17 protein-coding genes are annotated in these 24,628 nt (G+C 35.8%); 10 read left to right on the top strand and 7 right to left on the bottom strand.

All coding sequences use genetic code 11. The annotated features are described in order from the left end of the window. Positions 1–295: 295 nt before the first annotated feature. Positions 296–1,204: a zinc ABC transporter substrate-binding protein gene (locus IGQ45_09550; GenBank protein ID MBF2057450.1), complete on the top strand. Its 909-nt coding sequence runs from the start codon at positions 296–298 to the stop codon at positions 1,202–1,204. A gap of 435 nt (positions 1,205–1,639) precedes the next feature. Here the strand turns inward: IGQ45_09550 and IGQ45_09545 are convergent, their stop codons facing one another. After that, positions 1,640–2,635 (bottom strand): ketoacyl-ACP synthase III, encoded by a 996-nt coding sequence (locus tag IGQ45_09545; protein ID MBF2057449.1) that lies wholly within the window; start codon positions 2,633–2,635, stop codon positions 1,640–1,642. Positions 2,636–2,687: 52 nt separating this feature from the next. Further along, positions 2,688–3,752, bottom strand: a complete 1,065-nt coding sequence (plsX, locus tag IGQ45_09540) for a phosphate acyltransferase PlsX (GenBank protein MBF2057448.1) — start codon at positions 3,750–3,752, stop codon at positions 2,688–2,690. Positions 3,753–4,460: 708 nt separating this feature from the next. Here plsX and IGQ45_09535 point away from each other — a divergent pair. From IGQ45_09535 to IGQ45_09525, 3 genes are all read left to right on the top strand, one after another. Then, positions 4,461–4,685, top strand: a complete 225-nt coding sequence (locus IGQ45_09535; GenBank protein ID MBF2057447.1) for a hypothetical protein — start codon at positions 4,461–4,463, stop codon at positions 4,683–4,685. A 412-nt stretch (positions 4,686–5,097) separates the two neighbouring features. Further along, positions 5,098–8,073, top strand: coding sequence for a hybrid sensor histidine kinase/response regulator (locus IGQ45_09530; protein MBF2057446.1), 2,976 nt, complete (start codon positions 5,098–5,100; stop codon positions 8,071–8,073). Positions 8,074–8,451: 378 nt separating this feature from the next. Beyond that, on the top strand, positions 8,452–9,744 hold the full coding sequence (locus tag IGQ45_09525; GenBank protein ID MBF2057445.1) for a response regulator: 1,293 nt from the start codon (positions 8,452–8,454) through the stop codon (positions 9,742–9,744). Positions 9,745–10,162: 418 nt separating this feature from the next. Here the strand turns inward: IGQ45_09525 and IGQ45_09520 are convergent, their stop codons facing one another. Continuing rightward, a complete protein-coding gene (locus IGQ45_09520) occupies positions 10,163–12,322 on the bottom strand; it encodes an RNA-binding transcriptional accessory protein (GenBank protein MBF2057444.1) in 2,160 nt (719 codons plus the stop codon). A 452-nt stretch (positions 12,323–12,774) separates the two neighbouring features. Between IGQ45_09520 and IGQ45_09515 the strand changes: the two genes are divergently transcribed. Together IGQ45_09515 and IGQ45_09510 are read left to right on the top strand one after the other, a co-directional pair. Further along, complete coding sequence (locus tag IGQ45_09515) at positions 12,775–14,256, top strand: DNA helicase (protein MBF2057443.1); 1,482 nt, start codon at positions 12,775–12,777, stop codon at positions 14,254–14,256. Between the two features lie 341 nt (positions 14,257–14,597). Then, positions 14,598–15,323: an FHA domain-containing protein gene (locus IGQ45_09510; GenBank protein MBF2057442.1), complete on the top strand. Its 726-nt coding sequence runs from the start codon at positions 14,598–14,600 to the stop codon at positions 15,321–15,323. Between the two features lie 232 nt (positions 15,324–15,555). On the opposite strand, the gene IGQ45_09505 is transcribed toward IGQ45_09510, so the two are convergent. Further along, the gene (locus IGQ45_09505; protein ID MBF2057441.1) at positions 15,556–17,196 is read right to left on the bottom strand and encodes a CocE/NonD family hydrolase; all 1,641 of its coding nucleotides are present in this window, start codon (positions 17,194–17,196) and stop codon (positions 15,556–15,558) included. A gap of 377 nt (positions 17,197–17,573) precedes the next feature. Between IGQ45_09505 and IGQ45_09500 the strand changes: the two genes are divergently transcribed. Beyond that, positions 17,574–17,840 carry a hypothetical protein gene (locus IGQ45_09500; protein ID MBF2057440.1) on the top strand — a complete coding sequence of 89 codons (267 nt, stop codon included), beginning with the start codon at positions 17,574–17,576 and terminating at the stop codon, positions 17,838–17,840. Positions 17,841–18,249: 409 nt separating this feature from the next. On the opposite strand, the gene IGQ45_09495 is transcribed toward IGQ45_09500, so the two are convergent. After that, positions 18,250–18,906, bottom strand: a complete 657-nt coding sequence (locus tag IGQ45_09495; protein MBF2057439.1) for a ComF family protein — start codon at positions 18,904–18,906, stop codon at positions 18,250–18,252. Between the two features lie 213 nt (positions 18,907–19,119). Beyond that, positions 19,120–20,187 carry a UDP-3-O-(3-hydroxymyristoyl)glucosamine N-acyltransferase gene (gene lpxD / locus IGQ45_09490; GenBank protein ID MBF2057438.1) on the bottom strand — a complete coding sequence of 356 codons (1,068 nt, stop codon included), beginning with the start codon at positions 20,185–20,187 and terminating at the stop codon, positions 19,120–19,122. Between the two features lie 10 nt (positions 20,188–20,197). Between lpxD and IGQ45_09485 the strand changes: the two genes are divergently transcribed. Continuing rightward, positions 20,198–20,773 carry a TerD family protein gene (locus tag IGQ45_09485; GenBank protein ID MBF2057437.1) on the top strand — a complete coding sequence of 192 codons (576 nt, stop codon included), beginning with the start codon at positions 20,198–20,200 and terminating at the stop codon, positions 20,771–20,773. A gap of 446 nt (positions 20,774–21,219) precedes the next feature. Here IGQ45_09485 and gnd read toward each other — a convergent pair whose 3' ends face one another. Beyond that, positions 21,220–22,641 (bottom strand): decarboxylating NADP(+)-dependent phosphogluconate dehydrogenase, encoded by a 1,422-nt coding sequence (gene gnd / locus IGQ45_09480; protein MBF2057436.1) that lies wholly within the window; start codon positions 22,639–22,641, stop codon positions 21,220–21,222. Positions 22,642–23,004: 363 nt separating this feature from the next. Here gnd and ilvN point away from each other — a divergent pair, with 363 nt between their 5' ends. Together ilvN and IGQ45_09470 are read left to right on the top strand one after the other, a co-directional pair. After that, positions 23,005–23,523: an acetolactate synthase small subunit gene (ilvN, locus tag IGQ45_09475; GenBank protein ID MBF2057435.1), complete on the top strand. Its 519-nt coding sequence runs from the start codon at positions 23,005–23,007 to the stop codon at positions 23,521–23,523. Positions 23,524–23,526: 3 nt separating this feature from the next. Continuing rightward, the gene (locus IGQ45_09470) at positions 23,527–24,567 is read left to right on the top strand and encodes an HlyC/CorC family transporter (protein MBF2057434.1); all 1,041 of its coding nucleotides are present in this window, start codon (positions 23,527–23,529) and stop codon (positions 24,565–24,567) included. Positions 24,568–24,628 lie beyond the last annotated feature (61 nt).

The raw sequence follows: 24,628 nt of genomic DNA, 5'->3' as shown, positions 1-24,628 counted from the left end.
TTTAGGTAAGGTTTTGAGTAATGAGTAAAAAGTAAAGTTGAGTTCAATTTATTGAACGTGATACTGTTGGTTCCGTGTAATTCATTACACGGTGGGGTGACGCTTTCAGGTTAAGCATTGAGGAAGTAAGCAAAACTTAATAGACATCTCCCACAATAGCTATTTTAAGGGTTAAAGCCTGTAAGGGTTGAATAATATTCAACCCCTACGAGCTAATCAAAAATAATTTATGGAGAGGTCTAAGGTAACAACAACAACGATAATGATACGATTATGAAAATTTTATTGATTAATTATGAAAAATTGGCAAAAAACATTAATAAAAATCAGCGCCCTCACCCTATTATTAAGCGGATGTGGCAGTGTCAATAATCAATCTTCAGATAAACCTCAAGTAGTGTCCACCACAACGATTATTGGAGATTTAACCGCACAAATAGCAGGGGATGAAATTAACCATAGCAGTATTTTAAAAGCAGGAGAAGACCCTCATATTTACGAGCCAGTACCGCAGGATAATATTATCTTAGAAGAAGCTGATCTAATTATCTATAACGGTTATAACCTTGAGCCTAATCTCATTAAGCAAATTTACGCTACAGTGAAGGTCGCTGAAACCTTGGCGGTGGGTGAAGTAGTTAAACCTCTTGATTTTGAATATGAGGGACAAAAAGCGCCCGATCCTCATGTTTGGGGCGATGTGAGTAATGTTAAGATAATGGCGGAAGCCATTAGGGATGAATTGATCGAACTTTACCCCGTAGGAGAAGAAACCTTCCGTAATAATACCAGCTCCCTCCTCACCGAATTAAGCAACCTTGATGAGTGGATTAAAACAGAAATTGGGCAAATTCCCCCCGATGATAGAAAATTAGTAACTACCCATGACGCATTTCAATATTATGCCAATGCCTACGGTTTAGAAATTCCCGGCACATTGATTGGCATTAGTACAGAAGAACAACCCAGCGCCCTCACCCTGCGTAATTTAGTAGAAACCATCAAAGCTACCAATATTAAAGCTATTTTTGCGGAAACTACCATCAATCCAGCATTGATAACCACTGTGGCACGGGAAGCCGGAGTAAAATTAGCTAATCGAGAACTTTATGCCGATTCGGTGGGCGCTGAAGGAAGCGATGCTGACACTTATATCAAAATGATGAAAACCAATACTACTACCATCGTAGAAGCCTTAAAGTAATCTTGTTGCTTCCGTGTAATTCATTAGACATCTCCATAAATTATTTTTTATTGTCTCGTAGGGGTTGAATATGATTCAACCCTTACAGGCTTCAGCCCTTAAAATAGCTATTATTGGAGAAGTCTATTACACAGTGAGGTAAAGTGCGAAGATAGAATATTGAGATCACTCATTAGGGTCTGCTGAATAAATCAAAACCCTTGTCAAATAAAAGTTTAAAGTCTATTCTACATAACAAAAAGTGTCATAAATTGACTTTTTTCTCTAAAAATACTCTATTTTTTCCATCCGAATCAAAAATAATTGATACAAATGAGCAATTTATAAAAAGTAACTATTTGGCTAAAGTCTTTAATTTATCAGCATTCTACCTGAAACCTGACACCTGAAGCCTGATACCTCCCCTCACCAAAATACTTTTTCAGCACCATCTAATTATCCCCAGCGCACGATTCCAGCACCCCAACTTAAACCAGCCCCAAAACCAGACATAGCTAAAATGTCTCCCTTTTTAATTTTGCCTTCCTGTCTTGCCTCATCAAGGGCAAGGGGAATAGAAGCAGCAGAAGTATTACCATAACGATGCAAATTACTAATAATTTTCTGTGAAGGAATACTTAAACGATCTGCCACCCCTTGAATAATTCTTTGATTAGCTTGATGGAGAATGAGCCAATCAATATCATCAGTGGTCAAATTGGCTCGAAACAACGCCTTTTCGATCACTTCTGGCACTCTATTCACTGCAAAACGATAAACCTCTCGACCATTCATGGTAATACAGTTAAAACCACCCTGATTAATGGCTTTATCCTCCCCAATCACTTTATGTTCTCCACTGTAGGCAAGATTAAGATTATTATTGAGTAAACCATTACTACACATCTCAAAACCCAGTAAATTATCCCTCTCATCACTCCCACGACACACCACAGCGCCCGCCCCATCACCAAATAATACACAGGTAGTACGATCAGACCAATCTACCCAACGGGATAAACAATCAGCACCAATCACCAAGACATTTTTATACACACCAGTACGAATGTATTGGGAAGCGGTGACAAGGGCAAACACAAACCCCGAACAGGCAGCAGTTAAATCAAAGGCTACCGCACGAGTTGCACCCAATAAACCCTGTACCTGTGCCGCGCTACCAAACAAATCATCAGGGGTAGAAGTGGCTAAAATGATCAAATCCACTTCATCGGGGGTAATCCCCCCATCGGCTAAGGCTAATGCCCCAGCCTGGGCTGCCAATTCACTTAAACTAAGATTATGAGCGATACGGCGCTCTTTAATACCCGTGCGAGATTGAATCCAATCATCAGAAGTATCGACTATTTTGCTTAAATCTTCATTACTAATGACTTGGGGGGCAACAGCCGAACCACTTCCTATTATTGTAATGCCCTTGCTTATATTCAAAATAGACGACTCCTTACCAAACTGCAATGATTTATCTCCTGTTTTTTGATGATGATTAATTTTTTTGACCTTCTACCGCAACGGAGGGCGCTTGATTAATCTGAATTGATTTCGTTTCCTGATAATTACGAATACGCTCCACAATTTCATGATCAATCGCTTCCTTCGCTACCCTAATGGCATTAAAGATGGAGGGCGCTTGGGAGCTACCATGACTAATGATACATACTGCTGGTACACCCAGTAATAATGCCCCTCCGTGTTCAGCATGATCAATTCTTTGTTTAATTCTTTTTAAATTGGGCTTGAGAATTGCTGAACCAATTTTCCCTCTTACCCCAAAAGGCAATTCTTCCTTAACAATTTGAATCATGATTTCCCCTACTGCTTCCGCAAATTTCAGTAGTACATTTCCCACAAAACCATCACAAACAATCACATCAAAATCCCCTGATAAAACATCCCTACCCTCGGCGTTACCGATAAATGGAATAGCTGGGTTATCCATCAATAACTTGTAAGTTTCTTTTGCCAACTCATTACCCTTGGTAGCTTCTTCGCCGATATTCACCAACCCAACTTTCGGTTCTTCAACTTCGAGAACATATTTACTATAAATAGTTCCCATGAGGGCAAACTGTTCTAAATATTTTGGTTTACAGTCCACATTAGCGCCCACATCCAAAACAATAACAGACTTATTAGCGTACATAGTGGGAAAAACTGCGCCAATAGCTGGACGATCAATGCCCTTAATACGCCCCAAACTAAGAGAAGCGGCCGCCATGGCAGCGCCCGAATGACCTGCAGAAACAACTCCCTGCGCCCTTCCCTCTTTAACTAATTTCATAGCGACATTGATAGAGGCTTGGGGTTTACGACGCACACCAGTTAAGGCTCCTTCGTCCATAGACACAACCCCTTCAGAAGGGACAATTTCAATATTATCTAGCCCTCCTTCGTGGTGATCTAACTCCGCCTGAATCGTGTTAGCATCTCCCACTAATAAAATGTCGATGTCTAATTCTGCTGCCGCTCGGATTGCACCAGCGACGATTACTCCGGGCTCTTTGTCTCCGCCCATTGCATCCACTGCTATTTTCGCGCGTGTTACTGCCATTGCTCAGTTTATTTGGGTTAAAATCTTCAAAATTATATCACGTCTTGCCTACCATCACCGTTACCGATGAATGAAGGGTCAAAGTTTTTTCTTATTTATCAGCATCATAGCTTAAAAAGGGCAACAAATAGTTATGAATTATGAATTATGAGTTATGAGTTATGAATTATAATCATCTCCCTTTCTACCTAGGGGGTTTTCAAAATCGAAGAAAAATTGCATTTTTCTTAGTCGCTTTAGCTGACACTTAGACAAGCTCAGTGCATCGCTTTTGCTATTAGCGTAATGGAGATTTATTGCAAAGGGATTTATTGGCTTAAACCCATATCCCACAATGAAATAAATTTCATTGCTAATAGCTTAACTCTACGCGCATTGAGTTTTTTTAATCAAAAAATCAATATTTCAAATATTAATTGATTAATTATTAGTTAAAGTATATAGAAAAATCTTTTTTCATCAAAAAGAATCAAAACTTATTACTTTTTACTTGTTACTTATTACTTTTTACTTGTTGCTTACTACTTTGTCTCAACTAAAAATTTGAGAATGAAAACGCCCTGCCTTCCTCCGCTCCCTCTGCTTCCCCATGGGAGAACCGAACCAATTAATACGGATAGCACCCATAAATATATTTGTCAACTCGTTGCAATAAAAATTTACATAAGTTAATATAGAAATGTCGTCAAGCAAAGGAGCTTGAAAAACATGGCAATCTTAATAGCATTATTTGTAATCGGTTGGTTAGCGGTATCTTTAATCGGCACTCAAGCCTATTTCAGAGGAGAACAAACTAAAACCATTCACGAACGTAATTGGAACTCTGATTCTTTCGATCTTTTGGCTCAATCTTTCACGGGGAATGATACCGATTATTTAGTGCGTGTACCGGCTTTCACTACGGATGCTTCTCGTGTCAATCAATGTCGTTAACAGGAAGTTTTCAAGAAAATAAAATCTTTAATTTGGGAAATAGCTGAGGTGAGATTTTTTCTCATCTTTTTTTTGTTTAACCTCTTGACGAAAAAAAAAACAGTTGTTATATTAGATTTATTGAAATTATATTTCTTACCGTTCAGGAATAAAGGAGGTGATGCCCATGGTTGATAGTATTAGTAAAACTTTGGGTTCTCTTTTCGGCAATGGTGAATTAAGCGCTGGGGCTATTCTTTAATTATTAAAGTTTCTTCCAGTAATTACATCTAAACTGATTAGAGAATCCGAAATTATAGATATAAAAAAAGCCCTTAGATAATCTCTAGGGGTTTTTTCATGGAATCATTACCATATAGAATATGGTAAGGTGAAAATCTTTTTTTGCTCACTATCTCTTACTCAATCAATCATGGATCAACAACAAATAAAAATGAATTTTCTTGATGAGGCAGAAGATTGCTTCCATGCCGTTGAATCAAGTATATTAAATATTAGCTCTACCAGTGCTGATTCTAGCAAGTTAGATATGGCTTTGCGCGCTACTCATTCGGTTAAGGGGGGCGCCGGAATGATGGGCTTTATGATGTTGAGTGAAGTTGCCCATGGTTTGGAAGATTTTTTTAAGATTCTTAGGGTTCGTTATCATGATACTACCATCGATGTACAGGTAGAAACTCTTTTGTTACAAGGGGTAGATCAGATGCGCTCCATTGCTGATTGTTACCGTCAAGGTTTGGAAACCATACCGCCGGAATTTTCTTTTACTACTGAGCTTATTTTTACAGAATTACGACAATATTTGGGTGAATTACAGCAAGAAGATGAAAATTTTTTGTTACATCAAGAGGATGTTAGCGCTGATTTAGTTTTATTTGAGGAAGGTATCGAGGGAATTATTAATAATTTTGCCACAGAAATTGACACGGTGGAGGGCGCTGGGTTGTTGATGGCGTTACAATCCACTTGCGAACAACTTTTGATATGTGGGCAAATGGCTGATTTAAGTCCTTTTATTGAGCTTTGTTTATCCATTCAAATGCAAAGTTTTAATTTGGAAGGGGAAGTATTACAAAATTTTTGTGGGGAAGCATTAAAAGTTTGGCGCCGTTGTCAAGCATTAGTTATGCGTGGCAGTGTGGATAAGTTACCGAATAATTTTGAGTTTTTCTTTACAGCTAGTGATGATATTTCTCTATTTAGTGATAATGATACTGAGTCAATAACTAATACTGTTGATGATTTTGAAAATAATGTTAATCAGTCTCTGGATAATGTTGCATCTTTAAGTGGTGCTTTTGATGAGATTCCTTCAGAGTTTGCGGAGTTGGCTAGTGAGTCGAGTTGGGATAGTAATGATATTGAGTCTTTAAGTGTTGCTTTTGATGAGATTCCTTCAGAGTTTGCGGAGTTTGCTGGTGAGTCGAGTTGGGATAATAATGATATTGAGTCTTTAAGTGATGCTTTTAATAATCTTTCTACTGATATTGAAAAAGTAGCACAGGAATTGGCAGAGGAAACCAGCGCCCGTCACCCCAAAAAAGCGCCCGTCACCGCCAATCAATATCAAACGGTGAGAGTTTCAGCGCAACAATTACAACAATTAAACAACCTATTTGGTAAATTAGTTTTAGAACGAAATCGAGTTAACTTACGCCTCGAACAATTACAGCGCTTTTCTCAATTAATGAATCAACGGATGGAAAAATTAGAAGACTCTAACCAAGAGTTACGCCGTTGGTATGATAAGTCTTCTGTAGCTGGAATGGTAGGTTTACAAAGCGCCCTCAGAGGTGGTTTAAATGAGCAATTTGACGCTTTAGAATTGGATCGTTATACTGATATTCACTTGATTTCCCAAGGGCAAATAGAAACCATTATACAGTTAAAAGAGGTAAAAGAAGATATTAACCTCGGCTTACAAGAAATTAATCAAGGTATCCAAGAATTAAATCAAACTATACGGGCGCTACAAAATAACATGACACGCATCCAAATGCGCCCTTTCAGCGACTTAGTAAAAAGTTTTCCCCGTCTGATTCGGGATTTGAGCCTACAATATGGCAAACAAGTTACCCTCAAAATTAGTGGAGATAATACTTTATTAGATCGCACTTTGATTGAATCTTTGCAGTCTCCCATGATTCATCTTATCCGCAATGCTTTTGATCATGGTATCGAATCTCCCGAAATTCGTCAAAGTAACGGTAAACCAACTATGGGTAATATTACCATCAGCGCCCTCAACCGAGGCACAAAAACTATCATTACCATTGAAGATGATGGGCAGGGTATTAATTTAGGGAAAATTAAGCAACGGTTAATGGGGATGGGTAAATCATCTTTGGAAATTGATTTCATGTCTCAAAATGAAGTCATCAACAGTATTTTTGCCCCCGGTTTTACCACCGCCGACAAAGTAACTGAGCTTTCCGGACGTGGTGTTGGTATGGATGTAGTACGAAGTAACTTAGAAGACATTGGCGGAGATATTCAGGTGAAAACTGCCATGGGTAAAGGTACAACTTTTACTCTCAGTGTGCCTTTTAATTCCTCTATTTTGCGAGTGATGATTGTGGAAAGTGGTGGGACATTTTTAGCTATTCCCGTTAACAGTGTGCGAGAGGTAAGGGTAATTCATCAAGGGGATAATTCCACTGTATCGTGGCAACAGCAGGAGTTATCGGTTATACCCCTGACAGAAATTTTATCATTCAATCGACCTTTTCAACCTGTGCCTATGGCTGGAAATCCGATTATTAATCAGTCGGTGGTAATTATTGTCGGTGAAGGTGAGGGGTTAGGGGCGCTGGAAGTAGAGCGTTTTTGGGGCGAACAAGAAGTGACTATTCGTCCCATTGAATCCTATATCCCTTTACCAACAGGGTTTATCAGCTCTTTAATTCTCGGTGATGGTCGAGTTTTACCTTTAGTTGATCCAGTTGCTTTAATTCAAAATACCTATGAAAATAGTAATGATTTACTATTTTCTTCATTACCTTTTACACCTTCAGTTAATCGTAGCATTTTGATTGTAGATGATTCCATCAATATTCGCCGTTATTTAGCTTCTACTTTAGAAAAAGCTGGTTATTTGGTGGAAGAAGCGAAGGATGGGCAAGAGGCGGTTAATAAATTGTTAGGTGGTTTGGCAGTGGAAGCGGTGATTTGTGACATTGAAATGCCTAATTTAGATGGTTATGGGGTGTTAGAAGAAATTAAGGGAAGACGAGAGTTTGATTCTTTACCAATTATTATGTTAACCTCTCGCAGTAATGAAAAACATCGTCAAATCGCTTTTAATTTAGGTGCTACTGACTATTTTTCTAAACCTTATAATGAACAAGAATTATTAACAAGAATCTCCACAATTATTCCACAATTATAATTTAATCTTTCATTATAATGATTAGGTTGGTAATTATAACGAATTATTAATCAATTATTATAAATTATTAACTAATAATAAAAAATTGTTAATGTAAAAGTGATGCATCGTATCAAATGGTAAATTGTTTGTGGTGATGTTAACGAGTAAAAAGGGCAAAAGGTAAGGGGAAAGGTAAATAAAAAAATAGCTTAAACTACCGTGTTTCTTTCCCCACGTCTTAAAAGACGGAATTTTAAACCCTTTACTATTCAATAATTTTTTATACATTATCAACACAAATTAAAACTAATCAAGAATAGACTTAAAAAAGTTATTTTTTGATTTATAACAAATATACTTATTTTCTATAAATTTTAATTAATATAAAACAAAATTATGAATCAAGATTCAATAGCCATTAAAAATTTAACTAAATATGAGCAAACCAAACAAACAGGTTTATGGGAATTTCGTCATAATTCTGTGGTGTGGGATATTTATTTTATTGAGGGTAAAATTCACCATGCCCAGCATAATCTACAATCTCTCGATACCCTCAAAAGTCTTTTATTTTCTCTCAATTTAACTAAAATTGATTTCAACTCTATTCCCCGTCTTCCCGCCGGAGAAAAATTCCCTTTGTTGTGGATAATTAACCAATTAGTAACTTATAAGTCTCTCAGTCGCATTCAATCAATTATTTTATTAAGACAGTTAACCCAAGATGCCTTGGAGTCTTACTTATGTTGTGTCAACGGTGAAGGGCGCTTTATTAGTAACTTTGACTTACCAGAAAGAATGCCTATTATCATGGAAACTCGTTGGAATACCAGCACATTGGTTAAATTCTCGGTAGATAAATTAAAGCAATGGCAAAAACTGCAACCTTTTATTAAATCACCTCACCAGCGCCCTTCTTGCAAGGATTTAAGTTTGCTAGAAAAACCCATATCGGGGGGAAATTTATCTCCACAAATGCTAGAAAAATTAGCAGGAATGATGAAAGGTTTAAGTTTACGAAGTATCAGTGTAATGCTAAAACAAGATGAAACTAAATTAGCACAATTACTATTACCTTATATTAAACATCAAGTAATTACTATTTATCCGCCCAAATCTCCTTTAGATAAATTACCCATTATTCTTCGTGCTAATGATTTTATTCCCTCAACCCAAATATTAAAAGCTCAAATTGATTCTATTTCTGTAGTTAATCGTGAAGATATTAACAGATATAATCCAGTATTAAACACTGTTAACAATGAAAAAAAATCAAATGTATTTAGTAACATTAGTACCAATAAAAGTAACTATAAAATAGTTTGTATTGATGATAGCGAAGTAATGTTAAATACGATAAAAGAATATTTGGCAAGTGAGCAATACGAAATTTCAACTGTACCAAATCCTATGCAATCTTTACCCACATTGTTTGCTAGTAAGCCCAATTTAATTTTATTAGATTTATCAATGCCTAATATTAATGGTAATCGTTTATGTAAAATTTTGCGAGGTAGTCCTACTTTTAAAAATGTTCCTATCGTCATTGTCAGTGGTAATACTAATTTATTAAGTATGGAAAAAATTAAAGAATTTGGTGCTAATAATTACTTAGCAAAACCATTTACCAAAGAGCAATTATTAGAAATGGTTACACAGTATTTAACTGTCGCCCAAAAAGTATCATAATCGTTTTTGAAAATAATTATAATTGCTTATACTCCTCTTTTTTTGCAGTTCAAAAAAAAAAGTAAAAAAGATGAAAAACCTAACTTTTAAGGAATAATTAGGGGTTGCTGAAAAAGTGGTGTTGTTAGGGGAGTGGGAAGTGGATAGTGAAAAGGCTGATCAATTAAAGACTTTAGCATAACTGAATACTGTGATAAATTCTGACTTTGTATTAAAAATTGTCGATTAGTGACAAGAAAATACTGCATTTTCTCTAAAAAAAACCCTACTTTTGGCGCTTTTTTGGGTTTTTATGATGCTAAAAATCTTTATTTGATAAGATTTTTGATTTATTCAGCAAACCCTAATTAACTCCATTTATTTTCTCGTTAAGCAACTTCTTGTTAGCTTGCTGATTGTTTTACAATATTTCATTAGTCTAAACTATAGGATTAATATCTTTTCGAGATAAACTAATTCGTTTTAATTTCTCATTAACTTCTAAAATCCTGACTTTTATGACTTCTCCCACTTTGACGACTTCGGTAGTATCTTGCACAAATCGGTCAGCTAGTTGGGATATATGTACTAATCCATCTTGGTGGACACCAATATCTACAAATGCACCAAAGTTGACAACATTTGTCACCACCCCTTCTAATATCATGCCTTCTTTTAAGTCGCTAATTTCTTTTATGTCATCCCGAAAACTAGCATAACTAAATTCGGCGCGAGGGTCTCGTCCGGGTTTTGCTAATTCGCTGACAATATCTTGTAAGGTGGGTAAACCGATTTGGTCATTAATATAACGCTCTAAAGGGATATTTTTTATTAAAGGACTGATTTTGTCAATTTGTTTTAATGGTAAGTTTAAATCTTGGGCAATTTCTGCCACAATTGGATAACTTTCGGGATGCACTGCGGTATTATCAAGGGGATTTTGTCCGTCACGAATGCGTAAAAATCCGGCGCACTGTTCAAAGGTTTTTGCACCTAATTTCGATACTTTTAGTAATTCTTTTCTTGTTTTAAATGCTCCTTTTTGATCTCGATAATTAACAATATTATTGGCAATAGTGGGATTTATTCCTGAGACAAAAACTAATAGTTGTGGTGAGGCTGTATTAAGGTCAACTCCGACATAATTAACGCAACTTTCCACTGTTTGAGATAGTTTTTCTTGGAGTAGTTTTTGATCTACATCATGTTGATATTGTCCGACACCGATAGATTTAGGATCGATTTTTACTAATTCTGCTAAAGGGTCTTGCAATCTTCTGGCGATACTCACAGCGCCCCTCACCGTTAAATCAAGGTTGGGAAATTCAGCAATAGCCACGTCACTAGCGGAGTAAATGGAAGCGCCCGATTCGTTAACCATTACTTTTACAGGGGGAGATGCTAAATCACGGAGGAGGGCGCTGATAAATTCATCGGTTTCTCGTCCTGCGGTACCGTTACCAATGGCAATCAATTTTATGTTATGCTTCTGAATAAGATTTTTAATGGTATTCGCACTAATAGCTCTTTTTTCTGCTCCAGTGTGAGGAAAAATGGTGGTATAGTCGAGAAATTGTCCAGTTTCCGATACTATGGCTACTTTACACCCCGTGCGAAAACCCGGATCAATGCCCATGGTTGGTTGCATTCCTGCGGGGGGCGATAGTAATAATTGACGTAAATTCGCCTCAAAAGTTTTGATAGATTCTTGATCCGCCCAGGCTTTTTTTTCTGATCTAATTTCTCTAATTAGGCTAGGTTTTAATAGTCTTTTAAAGCTATCTTCAATGATATTCTGATAGATTTCTCTGATAGATTTGTCTTTGGTTTTTATAATTTTATAGATGAGATAATTAATGATTTCTTCTTGGTCAAAATCAAGGTCAAAACTAATAATTTTCTCATTTTCTCCTCTAAATAAAGCGAGAAGATTATGAGGGGCAATTTTAGTTAGATCAATAGAAAAATTGCGATACATTTCATACTTTGTTGTGCCTTCGGGATAATCTTTTTTGATTTTGGCAATAATTAGACTATTTTTACCAAGAAATTCTCGAATATAAGCCCTAAATTGGGCATTTTCAGCGATTTCCTCGGCGATAATATCCCCAGCGCCCGTCACCGCATCTTCTACAGTTTGCACCTCCTCAGAAAGATATTTTTGCGCTTCTTTAATCACTGATAATCCCTGAGATTTAGGGTTATTTTGAATTTTTAGCCACTCAGCCAAAGGATTTAAACCACGTTGGAGGGCGCTGGTGGCACGACTGCGCCGTTTGGGCTTGTAAGGTAAATAAAGGTCTTCGAGATCATTTTTTAGTAAACAAGCCTCTATTTGTAGCTTTAAACTGTCATGGAGTTTATTTTGAGAAGCAATAGCATCAATGATAAATTGTTTTCTTTGCTCTAATTCTTGTAAATAAGCAAAACGATCGGCAATGGCTCTTAATTGGATTTCGTTGAGGGAGGAGGTGCGCTCTTTTCGATAACGAGCTATAAAAGGAATAGTACAGCCTTCTTGTAATAATTCTAAGGAGGCTTTAATACTATGAAGATTAATATTTAATTCATGGGCAATAATAGCGGCAATATCAAACATAATTACAATTAGTGAAAAGGGCAAGGAGCGAAAGTAAATTTAAAGATAGGTTACACTAGAATATTTTTTGTTTAAGTTTTGTTTGAAAGACAGAGTTTTAAACCTTTTATTTTTGAATAATTTTCAGTTAAATTCTTTCTTTATTAAAGATAGTAAGGAAAAATAGTAATATCTCCTGAGTTATTTTAGAATACTATCATAATTTTCAATAGCTTATTTTTTTAAACATCAAAAATACTATATTCTTTATTTCTACTAATAATTTATCACACTTAAAGTAATATGACAATATTAAATGAATTATGGCAATTAAATTATTTAATATTGCAAAAAATAAGAGGTAAAAGAGATGGTATCTTCGATATTTGTTTCTAATAATTAATTTTTACTAACGATTGAGAATGGTTATAGAATCTATATAATTAGAATATTATACAAAACTTAAATTGATAATGTTAGAAGTTGAAGTTCATAGACAATTAAGAGCGATTTTAAGCAATTCTAATAATAATTGGGTGCATCATCTGACGATGGCAAGAATGATAGCTCGTGGCTTGAGGTTAGGGCGCTGTACCATGATTCAAACAGGAGTTAATTATCAAACTTATTACCCAAGTTTTTTAACCCCTGCTTTGCTTTCATCGGAACGAATAATTGTTGTTACAAATGAAGAAAAACAAAACCAATTAATTAATGATCATATTCCCCGTTTAATGGAAGTTATACCTATTCGCAAAAAAATAATTAGCGAACAAATTAATTTTAATCAAGATCAATTACTTTTTTTAAATTCTCAATTTTGGTTAGAAAATATTGAACAATTTACTGATGATATTCCTACCATTATTGATGAAGCAGAAAAATTACCAGACTCTATTAATAATATTTTAACTATCACTATTACTCAAGAAGATTTAGACATTATTTTAAAAGATAATTCTAATTATCATCTTTTAATTGAAAGGAATTTTGAACATCTATCTCAAATTATTAATAATCATCCTATTAACCCATATAATCGTTATCTACTAGAATATAGAGAAAAAAAATTATTAGTAGATTTGCTCAAATTTTTATCAGCTAATGGAAAAATAAGTGTCAAAATAATTAATTTTTTAAAGCAATTATTAGATTCTCAGTATTATGTTAACTATGTAGAAACTGGTCATAATCAGAAACAATTCATTTTAAAATCTTCTCCTTTAAATATCAATCAAGAATTTAAAGATATTTTAAGACAAAAAAAATTAATTTTAATTGCTAATTATCTAGCGCCCGACAAACAAGCTAAAGATTATGGAGAATTATTAGGCATCAAAACAGAAGACTATACCTGTTTAAAATTTTCACCCCATACGCCTAATGAGATTATAAAATTATATCTTCCTGAAAAATGTCCTTTTCCCAATGAACCGCAATTTAAAGATAGTATTAGTAAGGAAATAAGCGCCCTTGTGGCTAGTATAAAAATTAATCATCAACCAATTGTTATTATTATTGAAGATGTGCCATTACAAGCTCAAATTACCACATATTTAGCATCACAATTTGGCTCAAGAGTGAAATTAAATGAAATCAATTTTGCTAACAATATAATTTTAGTCTGTAGTTTAAATTTTTGGCAAGAATATCAAGAAAAAATTACTCCACCCCAATTATTAATTATGCCAACTTTGCCCATTCCTTCATTAGAAAATCCTCTCATTAGTGCTCAAGTTAGCTACTATAAACAACAAAAAAAAGATTGGTTTCGTTTATATTTATTACCCCATGCTATTCGTAATTTACAACAATTAACGGTAGGATTACGAAAAAATCAAGGGGTTTTAGCCTTACTCGATAATCGTGTTAATTATCGTAGCTATGGGCAAAAAGTTTTACAGGCACTTGAACCTTACGCTAAGATTAATTATATTGACGTTGATTATAGATAAATATGTATAAAAGGGAAAAGGTAAATTTAAAGATAGCTGGAATACTATGAAATTTGCTCACGTCTAATTGAGTTTTGATGATGGATAATTAAAGAGTTTAATTTATTAAACGGCATTACGGTAGCCGTGAAATTTATTGCACGGCGATGAAGGGCGCTAGTCTTATGATTGTAAGATGGAGTAAGGGTTGCTTTTTTTGTTTTTAATCCTTAAAAATTCTTAATATTTATGAGGATGTGATTTATTCAGTAAACCGTAATTATCACTAAATTAAATTTTCATCAAAATCTAAAGACTGCAAATATTTTTCTAAAAAATAGCTTTTATTTTAAAATAAAATTATGAAAATGATTACTTGTCATCAATGTGGACACCAAAATCAAGACTATAGTAAATATTGTGATAATTGTGGGATAACAATTTCACCTTTGACTGAATCCAGCGCCCTTCACCCCACCCCAGAAATCGAAAAAACAGAATTAGATATCGGTTTAATATTCAAGCCAAAAAGTAAAAAGATAGCGCCCTCCGTCGATGAAAATGCACCCACTGATTTAGATAATTCCTTAGACAAAATTGCTCAAATCGAAATAGAAAAGCAAAAAGCAGTTATCGCTGAAAGTAAACAAACTAGCCATTATTTAGCCAATAATATTAACCTTAATAATGAGCCAACAATTATGGAGGATTTATCAACAAAAATCAACTCAGAAGCGACAGTTTTAGAAACTACTCCAGCTAGTTTTAATCTCATTCATGAAACTAGCCAAAAAGTTTTTATCATACCTCTCAATCAACCGATTATAACTGTTGGTCGTGTCAATGATGAGTATAAAATTGATGTGGATTTATCCCCTTTACCCCATAGCGATGTTATTTCTCGCCGTCATTTTTATTTATATGTTAGCTCTGAAGGTTGTTATATTGAGGATGCAGGAAGTGCTAATGGTACATTTCTTAACAATCAGAAACTTAAAAAAGGGGGAAGGGCGCTGGTAAAATCAGGGGATAGCCTAATTTTAGGGCGCAATAATCAACTTAAATTTACTTTTCAAATGATTAATTAGGGTGTCTTGAATAATTTAGACAATATCAAGTAATTTACCCACCGTGTAATGAATTATATCAAGTTCGGATAATCACTTATAAAACAAAGTCTGTATTTTGAGTTTTCAGCAGATATTTAATTGTAACTATTTAAGCGAACCTGATATTACACGGCTAATAGTATCTCGTTCAATAAATTGAACTAAGATTATTAATCATCCATTGTCAATTTGTCTTCACGACACCACTTTTTCAGCGCACTCCATCAACTTTTAAACGAGAAGGGTAATTTTTTCCTGATAAAACGGTTAAAGTAAGAGTTTGATTGTCTAAGTCAAAATTATCTGATAAATGAGGATTTCCCTGATTCAAGTTAAAGGCAGGAAAAGCGCTACTACTAATACTCAAATTCAGCGCTCTTCCCCGTTTTATTTCATAACAGGTTGGTTGTAATTTAAAAGTTACTTTTGTTGATGTTTGCTGATGATTTTTCACTCTTTTATAACCTTGAGTGAAATTATAAATTGTGTCATCTTCTCTTACCTCTGATAATACCGCATTAATATCAAAAGTTTCTCTTTCACATATCACATATAATTCAATTTCTACGTCACCCATAATCGTTAAATCTGTGGTGAAGGGCGCTGAAGTATAGGTAAGAATATCACTGCGATTATTTAACTCTCTCCTTTCAAAACTTCCTGCATTACTACTATAATGCCCTCCTAAACTCGGTGACGGGCGCCAAAAATCATTAACTATAGTATCTTCTGAATTTTCAATATTTTCTATATTATCATTGATTAATTTTCCGTCATCATCTCTAATATTAGCTAATCCTGTACTGTTTAAGTAAAAGTTTATATTATTTTGACCATCAAACTTTTCTGCAAATATATATTTATTCGCTCCCATGACAAATAATTTAATATTTTTAGGAATTAAATCAGTATTTTTTTTACCCTTTAAATAATAATCGAACCATTGAATTTGAATTTCATTAATATCATTATTAGCATTAGTTGAGTAAAACTGACTACCTCTTTTATTACCCCAAGGCAAATGCGCCCAAGGTCCAATAATTAAACTTTGTTGAAAATGACTTTTTTTAGTCATTTTTTGATATAAATTCATTGTCCCGCGCAAATAATTATCAAACCAACCGCCGATATGTAACATTGGTAAATCCACATTTTCAAAATAATTAGAAGGAGATAATTGTTGCCAATAGTCGTCATTTTCTGAATGTTTTAACCATTGATAATAAAAATTACTAGGGCAGTATTTCCGCAACACTTCTTCCACCTGAGAAGGAATATATCGATCAGGAAGATTTCGAGAGGCAAAATAAAGGATAGAATAAGCGTGTAAATCTTGTTTGAGGCGCGCTGTTTCGGCGCTGAGTTGTAGCGCCCATGCTAAATTCAATTCACGACAAAAAGCACCATTTTCATACGCCCAATCTGAGTATAAATCATAGGCAACCATTGCTGGGCAGATGGTTTTCAGCGCCCCTCCCCCACTAATAGCGCAGTATAACTGAGTCATACCTTGATAAGAAAAACCATACATTCCCACTTCACCCGTACTACCATTCAGATTACTTAACCATTGCAAAGTATCTTCCCCGTCGGCAATTTCGTGGCTAAATAATTCAAATTCTCCACCCGAATCGCCTCTACCTCTTACGTCTTGAATCACAACAATATAACCCTGTTGGGCATACCAACGGGGGTGCGCATATACTACGGTGGAGGCAATGGCCCTACCATAAGGCTGACGCATCAATAGTATGGGTAATTTTTCGGTGGTTTGAGGGCGATAAATGTCGGCAACAAGGTTGACACCGTCACGGGTTTTGATGGTAGCTGTTTCTTTGCTGATGGAATACATAGGGAATGAATTATGAATTATGAGTTATGAATTATGAATTATTATTTTCCTTGCTTTCTCAACTTTTTCGCCACATCTTAGACACTTAACCCAGGGAATGAATTATGAATTATGAGTTATGAATTATGAATTATTATTTCCCTTGCTTTCTCAACTTTTTCGCCACATCTTAGACACTTAACCCAGGGAATGAATTATGAATTATGAGTTATGAATTATGAATTATTATTTCCCTTGCTTTCTCAACTTTTTCGCCACATCTTAGACACTTAACCCACAATTTCTAGTCAAATATACTGAAATTTATTAAGTTATGATACTTGGGTGAAGGGCGCTGGGTATCCTATGATAACAATGTTAATTTCTGTGGTGAAATTATGAGCGCAATGAATAAATTTGTTGGTAATGTTACCAGCCTTACTGGTTATGGTTTATTTTATTTACTAAAAATAAGCCCACTTTTATTAATTGTTTTTATCGGTTTTGGCGATAAGTTTTTACCGACACCTTTCAAGGAAACAAGTTTTAATACTCGTAGTGCCATAACTAATGTTTTATCCGCAGAAAAAAAACCAGATCATCTCAAGAATACAAAATATAATAACAAGCGCACTGATCAAATTGTTGATGAGCTTTCTAAATAAGGTTTGCTAAATAAATCAAAACCCTTTTAAAACAAAAGTTTTAAGCAAAATATATAGTCGTTTTAAATAGCAATGAGACACTTTTCTCTTAATAAGAGTAGTCGCAAAGTGTCAAGTGGCGAGGCACACCCCACCCTACAAAATTTTTCAATTTGTCTCAATCTTAATTTAAATGACTATAACTCAAAAAAAGTGCCAAAAATAATCTTTTTTCTCCAAAAAATCTACATTTTTGATCCCCAAATAAAAAGTTATTGATAAAAAAAAGGAAGTTATAAAAAAATAATTATTTGGCTTAACTCTTTAATTTATAAGAATTTTACCTGAAACCTGACACCCGACACCTGACACCTCCCCTCACCAAAATACTTTTTCAGAAACCCCAAAATAATATTAGCAGTAAAATAACCTATCGACTAGATGCCAGCGCCCCTAACCCTTGTACTTTAATCTGTAAAGTATGTAAAACTTTAATGGCTTCTTCTACGGTTGTGCCTGTGGTATAAATATCATCAATAATAATCACCTCAGAAAGACGATTAAAACGGTGATAATCTTTGCCGATGGTGAAAGCCTGATGAATATTGGCTTGTCTTTGACTGGGAGTTAAACTAAACATAGCTTCGGTATTTTTCACCCGTGATAAGAGGTGGGGAAGATGAGGAAAACCAGTAATTTCGCAGAAACCATCGGCGATTAATTCTGCTTGATTAAAACCTCTAATTTTTATTTTTTTAGGATGTAGTGGAATAGGAACTACGGTATATTTTTCTATTAATTTATTTTTGTAAAAATTTAACCACAGTTTTCCTAAATAAGTACCTAATAATTTCGCTAATTCTGGTTTATTATTATACTTTAAATCGGTAATTGCTCTTTTTAAATAGCCATCATATTTTCCCCATATTATAATTTGATAATCTTTAATTTTTATAATACATTCCTTTAAATCTCTTTGCTCACTTTTAATTTTTTGTTCACAATAATTACAGATGATTTGCGGTGAAGGGCGCTGGCATAGAGGGCAATTTTTTTGTAAAAAAAAAGATAAAAATTGATTAATCATTGTCTTATTTAGGGTTTACTAAAAAAAGTATTTTGGTGAGGGGAGATGTCGGGGCAGTTAGTTTGCATTTAAGTTTACTGGTGGAGGTAGGCAAGAGGCAACAGGTCAGCGTTTGAGTTATTTTTAAGACTTAGTATAAACGGTAATTTAAATGCGTCTTAGCTAGGTTTGAAAATTACACCTGAAACCTGCAACCTAAAGCCTGAAACCTACTCAGCTTTTAACTTTGCCCTTTTCCCTTTGCCCTTTTTCTAATTGACGAAAAAACTTATACATTTCAGGAAAATATTTAGTCATGGCAGAGACTTTTAAATATAAATGGTGAGGCAGGGAAGGAGTGCCAGAAACCACATCCCCCGCTTTGACATTATGGGTGATACCCGTTTGTGCCGTTGCCGTAGCGCCATCACCAATTACCGCCTGATTAGCAATACCCACTTGCCCCGCTAAAATGACTCGATTACCAATTTTCACCCCTCCAGCTAACCCCACTTGCCCCGCAAAAGCACAATTAGCACCAATTTGACAATTATGCCCGATGTGGACTAAATTGTCTAACTTCGTGTTTTTACCAAGGCGCGTGTCACCAATGGCAGGGCGATCTATTGTACTATTACAGCCAATTTCTACCCCATCTTCGAGGATAACGCAACCGGTTTGGGGCATCTTATACCAACCGTCAGGAATTGGCACAAAACCAAAACCCTCAGCGCCCACCACCGCCCCACTATGAATAACGCAATTAGCACCTATTTGCGTCCGTTCATGGATGGTACAATTACTATGAAGGACAGTACCATTACCGATGATGCAATCAGGGTAAATGACCACGTTAGGATGGATACAGACATCATCGCCGATTTTAACCCCTTTTTCGATAACCACATTAGCACCAATGGAAACGTTTTCCCCTACTATGACACCGTCAGCGAGGAGGGCGCTGAGATGAATTTGCGGTGAAGGTTTATAGGGTTGATAAAATAAATTGAGAGTTTTGGCGAAAATGAGACGAGGATAACTCGAACTTAACCAAGCAATGCCCCTTTCAGTCGCTTCCGCTTGTAATTCCTGATCTAATGGTAAAATCAACGCAGAAGCGGTAGTTTCTGTTACCATTTTCTTATACTTATCCCCTTCGATATAGCTAAGGCTGAGGGCGCTGGTGGGGTTGTTACTTGCTTCGATAGGTACAATCACCGTAATATCTGGGTTAATCTCCGGGTGAGAAGTTAAGCTGTGGGCTTCAGGGGATAAATGGGCAACAAGATCACTAAATTTCATAGGTTAAATTATGGGTATTTCACTACAAAAAGGACAAAGAATTTCATTATCTAAAATTGCCCCCAGTTTGGTGGCAGGTTTCATCGGTTTGGGTTGGGATGTCAATGCTACGGATACGGGCGCTGATTTTGACCTCGATGTTTCCGTATTCTTACTAGGTGATAATGAAAAACTCCTATCCGACAAACATTTTATCTTTTACAATAATCTTATTAGCCCCGATGCGGATCAATCTGTCAAACTTTTGGGAGATAATCGCACCGGAGAAGGGGAAGGCGACGACGAGGGTTTAATTGTTGACTTGAGAAAAGTACCAACGGAAGTAAAAAAAATTGTCGTCACGGTGACTGTTTATGAAGCTGACAAGAGAAAGCAGAATTTCGGACAGGTAAGAAATGCTTATTTTCGTCTTGTGGATGTACAAACCAAGGAAGAAGTCTTGCGATATGATTTGAGCGAAGATTTTTCAGTGGAAACGGCAGTAATCATGGCGGAAGTTTATAATCAAGGTGGTGAATGGCGCGTTAATGCTGTTGGTTCAGGTTTTCAAGGGGGATTACAGACGCTTTTAGACCGTTACAATTAGATTTGGAAAGGGGGTGTTTTCAAAGTCAGGATCAAAATTGATTTGTTTTTGACAAGAAGACAATATAAGGATGATCCCCCCCAACCCCCCTTAAAAAGGGGGGAGATTCAGGGAGACAGGAGGATTTTTTACTATTAATTGATTTATTAGTAGTTAAAAACCTCTGAATTTCAGATTATTGGCTAGTTTGAGAAACTAACATTTTTGAGAATGAAAACGCCCTGCTTCTCAAGGGGGGAGATTCAGGGAGAAAGGGAAGATTTTTTCTATTAATTGATTTATTGGTAGTTAAAAACTTCTGTACTTAATACCCTTAGCTAGTTTCAGAATTTGACATTTTTGAGAATGAAAACGCCCTGCTTTGGAAAGGGGGGGAAAGGGAGGTAATAATTCATAATTCATAATTCATAATTTATTTAACCCTTGCCCCTTGCCCTTTTGATTAATTAGCCTTGCATCCATTCCGTATGGAAAAATTCACCTTTTGGTTTATCTGTACGCTCATAGGTGTGGGCGCCGAAATAATCTCTTTGTGCCTGAGTGAGATTTTGAGGGAGACGGGCGCTTCTGTAGCTATCAAAGTAATCAAGAGAAGCACTAAAAGCAGGAATAGGAATACCTGTCTGATTAGCCATTACTACCACATCACGCCACGCCTGTTGACGATCTAAAATACTTTGTTTAAACTCAGGTGCGAGTAATAAATTAGCTAAATCAGGGTTGTCGGTGAAAGCCTTGTTAATTTTGTTTAAAAATCCAGCTCTGATAATACAACCGCCTTTCCAAATTCGGGCAACTTCGGGTAAATTGATATTGAAATTGTATTCTCTGGAAGCCTCAGCAATTAAAGCCATACCTTGCGCATAAGAACACATTTTGGAGCAATACAGCGCGTCTCGCACTTTATCAATAAAACTGGTTTTATCCCCATCAAAAGCGGTAGTAACGCCTGTTAACTGAGTAGAAGCTACAACTCGTTCATCTTTTAAGCTAGAAAGCACCCGCGCATTAACCGCAGCGTAAATAGTGGGAATAGGTACACCTAACTGTAAAGAACTTACCACAGTCCAGCGCCCGGTGCCTTTTTGCCCAGCAGTATCCATAATCAAATCAATTAAATGTTGCCCTGTTTCTTCGTCTTTTTTGGAAAAAATATCAGCGGTAATTTCAATCAAAAAGGAATTTAACTCATCGGTAGTATCCCATTGTTTAAAAACTTGATGTAATTCGTCATTACTCAACCCGACACCATTTTTCAATAAATCGTAGGCTTCGGCAATCAACTGCATATCACCGTATTCAATGCCATTATGTACCATTTTGACATAATGCCCAGCGCCCCCCGGACCAATATAAGTCACACAAGGACCATCATCCACCTGAGCGGCGATTTTCGTTAAAATCGGTTCTAACTTCTCATAGGCGCTTTGTGTACCACCCGGCATCAAAGAAGGACCCTTGAGGGCGCCCTCCTCACCACCACTGACACCCATACCGACAAAACCTAAACCAGTGGCTTCTAACTCCTTAGTGCGTCTTTCGGTGTCTTCATAAAGAGAATTACCACCATCGATGATCATATCACCTTCTTCTAATAACGGTTTTAACTGTTGGATTACCGCATCAACGGGGCTACCAGCTTTTACCATAATCAGAATTTGGCGCGGGCGCTCTAAACTTTGCACAAATTCTTCCACACTATAGGCAGGTTTAATATCTTTCCCCTGCGCTCCAGTTGCCATGAAATTCTCGGTTTTGTCAGGGCTACGGTTATAAACAGCAACAGGAAAACCCCTACTTTCCACATTGAGGGCGAGATTTTCACCCATTACCGCTAAACCAATAACACCAAAGTTTCTGCTACTCATAAAATATCGCTTGTAAATTGCTAACAACTACAGGTTAACTCGATATTTTTAATTCTTATCAAAAAATTTTATTAAATTTGCCAAGAGGGGTATTTAGGGGTTGCTGAAAAAGGTGAGTAGGTTTCAGGCTTCAGGTTGCAGGTTTCAGGTGTAATTTTCAAACCTAATACCTAATACCCGATACCTGACACCTTTACAGCTATGCTTAAAACCTTGATTTGACAAAAGTTTTGATTTATTCAGCAGAGCCTAATTATTAATTATTAATTATTCATTATTCATTATCAATTGTTCATTATTGATAGTTTAGGTAAAATATTGAAGATGTCTGTAGTTTATGATCAACAATTATTAACACCAAGAATGAAGCATACCATTTCTGTCCTTGTGGAAGATGAAGCAGGAGTTTTGACCAGAATCGCCGGGTTATTCGCTAGACGTGGCTATAACATTGAAAGTTTAGCGGTAGGACCCACAGAACAAGTAGGCATCTCTCGTATTATTATGGTAGTACCCGGAGATGAAGACACCATCGAACAATTAACCAAACAACTTCACAAGTTAATTAATGTGATCAAAGTTACGGATATTACCATGATCCCTTCTGTGGAAAGGGAATTGATGTTAGTCAAGGTCAGCACCAATAGCTCCACCCGTGGGGAAGTATTACAAATTGCTCAAGTTTTTCGGGCTAGGGTGGTGGATATCGCTGAAGATAGTTTAACCTTAGAAGTAGTGGGAGACCCGGGCAAAATGGTAGCAATTATTTCTATGGTTAATAAATTTGGCATCAAAGAAATTTCTCGCACTGGTAAAATTGCCCTAACGAGGGAATCAGGAGTTAACACGGAGTATCTCAAATCATTGGAGACTAAAGTTTAAATAATGTTGACTCTTGCAGTCCTTACTCTCATTGTAATTCTCGGTTCGGCTTTTTGTTCCCTTTCCGAAACGGTGTTATTATCCGTGTCAGAGATTCGAGTTAGGCAATGGGCGCTGTCGAAAAAACCTTCTGCTTTAGCTTTATTAAAAATTAAGCAAAAAATTAATCGTCCTATTGCCACCATTGTTATTCTCAATAATATTTTTAATATTGTGGGTAGTATTCTTATTGGTGGTACTATTTCTCAACAGTTGGGTGAGCAATGGTTAGGAATATTTTCGGGAATTTTAACTTTTTTAATTATTATTTTTGCGGAAATTCTCCCCAAAACTCTTGGACAAAGATATGCTGATTCTTTATCCCTTTCCATTGCTTTACCTGTCAAGTATTTAACGATTACTTTTGTGCCTCTAGTGTGGTTACTAGAAAAAGTGATTCAACCTTTGACGAAGGGCGCTGTTTTACCTACTACTAATGAAACGGAAATTAAGTTTTTAACTCGCATCGGTAAAACGGAGGGAGTAATTGAAGCTGATGAAGCGGAAATGATTAACCGTGTTTTTCATCTTAATGATTTATCAGCAGTGGATTTAATGACACCTAGGGTTTTAATTACTTATCTTAAAGGTGATTTAACTCTGGAAGAATGTCAAGAAGCTATCATTAAATCTGAACACACCCGTATTTTAATTGTCCAAGATTCCATTGATGATGTCATTGGTATTGCCTTAAAACATGAGTTATTAACAGCTATTATTCAAGGTAAAAAATCAGAAAAAATTGCTGATTTGGCACGTCAAGCTAATTTTGTGCCTGAGATGATGCGCGCTGATTATCTTCTCAAAAATTTTCAAGACATTCGACAACATTTAATGGTGGTGAGTGATGAATATGGTGGAGTTGCTGGAGTTGTCTCTTTAGAAGATGTATTGGAGATTTTAACTGGGGATATTGTAGATGAAACTGATAAAACTATCAATTTACAGGAAATAGCGCGACGAAAAAGAGAACGTCTTTTAATATCAAAAGGATTGATTGAGTGAATTTTTGGCGTTGCATCATTGCGGGATGATATGCAATTTTCTGATAGGTTGAAACAACTGT

This window comes from Cyanobacterium sp. T60_A2020_053 (assembly GCA_015272165.1).
GTDB lineage: Bacteria > Cyanobacteriota > Cyanobacteriia > Cyanobacteriales > Cyanobacteriaceae > Cyanobacterium.
Note: the sequence above shows the minus strand (reverse complement) of the source record. Positions and strands in the feature narration are given on the sequence as shown.

Coding starts and splice junctions, on each gene's coding strand:
- IGQ45_09550 (MBF2057450.1), top strand. CDS start 296: ATGAAAAATTGGCAAAAAACATTAATAAAAATCAGCGCCCTCACCCTA.
- IGQ45_09495 (MBF2057439.1), bottom strand. CDS start 18,906: ATGATTAATCAATTTTTATCTTTTTTTTTACAAAAAAATTGCCCTCTA.
- IGQ45_09500 (MBF2057440.1), top strand. CDS start 17,574: ATGAGCGCAATGAATAAATTTGTTGGTAATGTTACCAGCCTTACTGGT.
- IGQ45_09505 (MBF2057441.1), bottom strand. CDS start 17,196: ATGTATTCCATCAGCAAAGAAACAGCTACCATCAAAACCCGTGACGGT.
- gnd (MBF2057436.1), bottom strand. CDS start 22,641: ATGAGTAGCAGAAACTTTGGTGTTATTGGTTTAGCGGTAATGGGTGAA.
- IGQ45_09530 (MBF2057446.1), top strand. CDS start 5,098: ATGGATCAACAACAAATAAAAATGAATTTTCTTGATGAGGCAGAAGAT.
- IGQ45_09535 (MBF2057447.1), top strand. CDS start 4,461: ATGGCAATCTTAATAGCATTATTTGTAATCGGTTGGTTAGCGGTATCT.
- IGQ45_09520 (MBF2057444.1), bottom strand. CDS start 12,322: ATGTTTGATATTGCCGCTATTATTGCCCATGAATTAAATATTAATCTT.
- IGQ45_09525 (MBF2057445.1), top strand. CDS start 8,452: ATGAATCAAGATTCAATAGCCATTAAAAATTTAACTAAATATGAGCAA.
- ilvN (MBF2057435.1), top strand. CDS start 23,005: ATGAAGCATACCATTTCTGTCCTTGTGGAAGATGAAGCAGGAGTTTTG.
- IGQ45_09470 (MBF2057434.1), top strand. CDS start 23,527: ATGTTGACTCTTGCAGTCCTTACTCTCATTGTAATTCTCGGTTCGGCT.
- plsX (MBF2057448.1), bottom strand. CDS start 3,752: ATGGCAGTAACACGCGCGAAAATAGCAGTGGATGCAATGGGCGGAGAC.
- IGQ45_09485 (MBF2057437.1), top strand. CDS start 20,198: ATGGGTATTTCACTACAAAAAGGACAAAGAATTTCATTATCTAAAATT.
- IGQ45_09515 (MBF2057443.1), top strand. CDS start 12,775: ATGTTAGAAGTTGAAGTTCATAGACAATTAAGAGCGATTTTAAGCAAT.
- IGQ45_09510 (MBF2057442.1), top strand. CDS start 14,598: ATGAAAATGATTACTTGTCATCAATGTGGACACCAAAATCAAGACTAT.
- lpxD (MBF2057438.1), bottom strand. CDS start 20,187: ATGAAATTTAGTGATCTTGTTGCCCATTTATCCCCTGAAGCCCACAGC.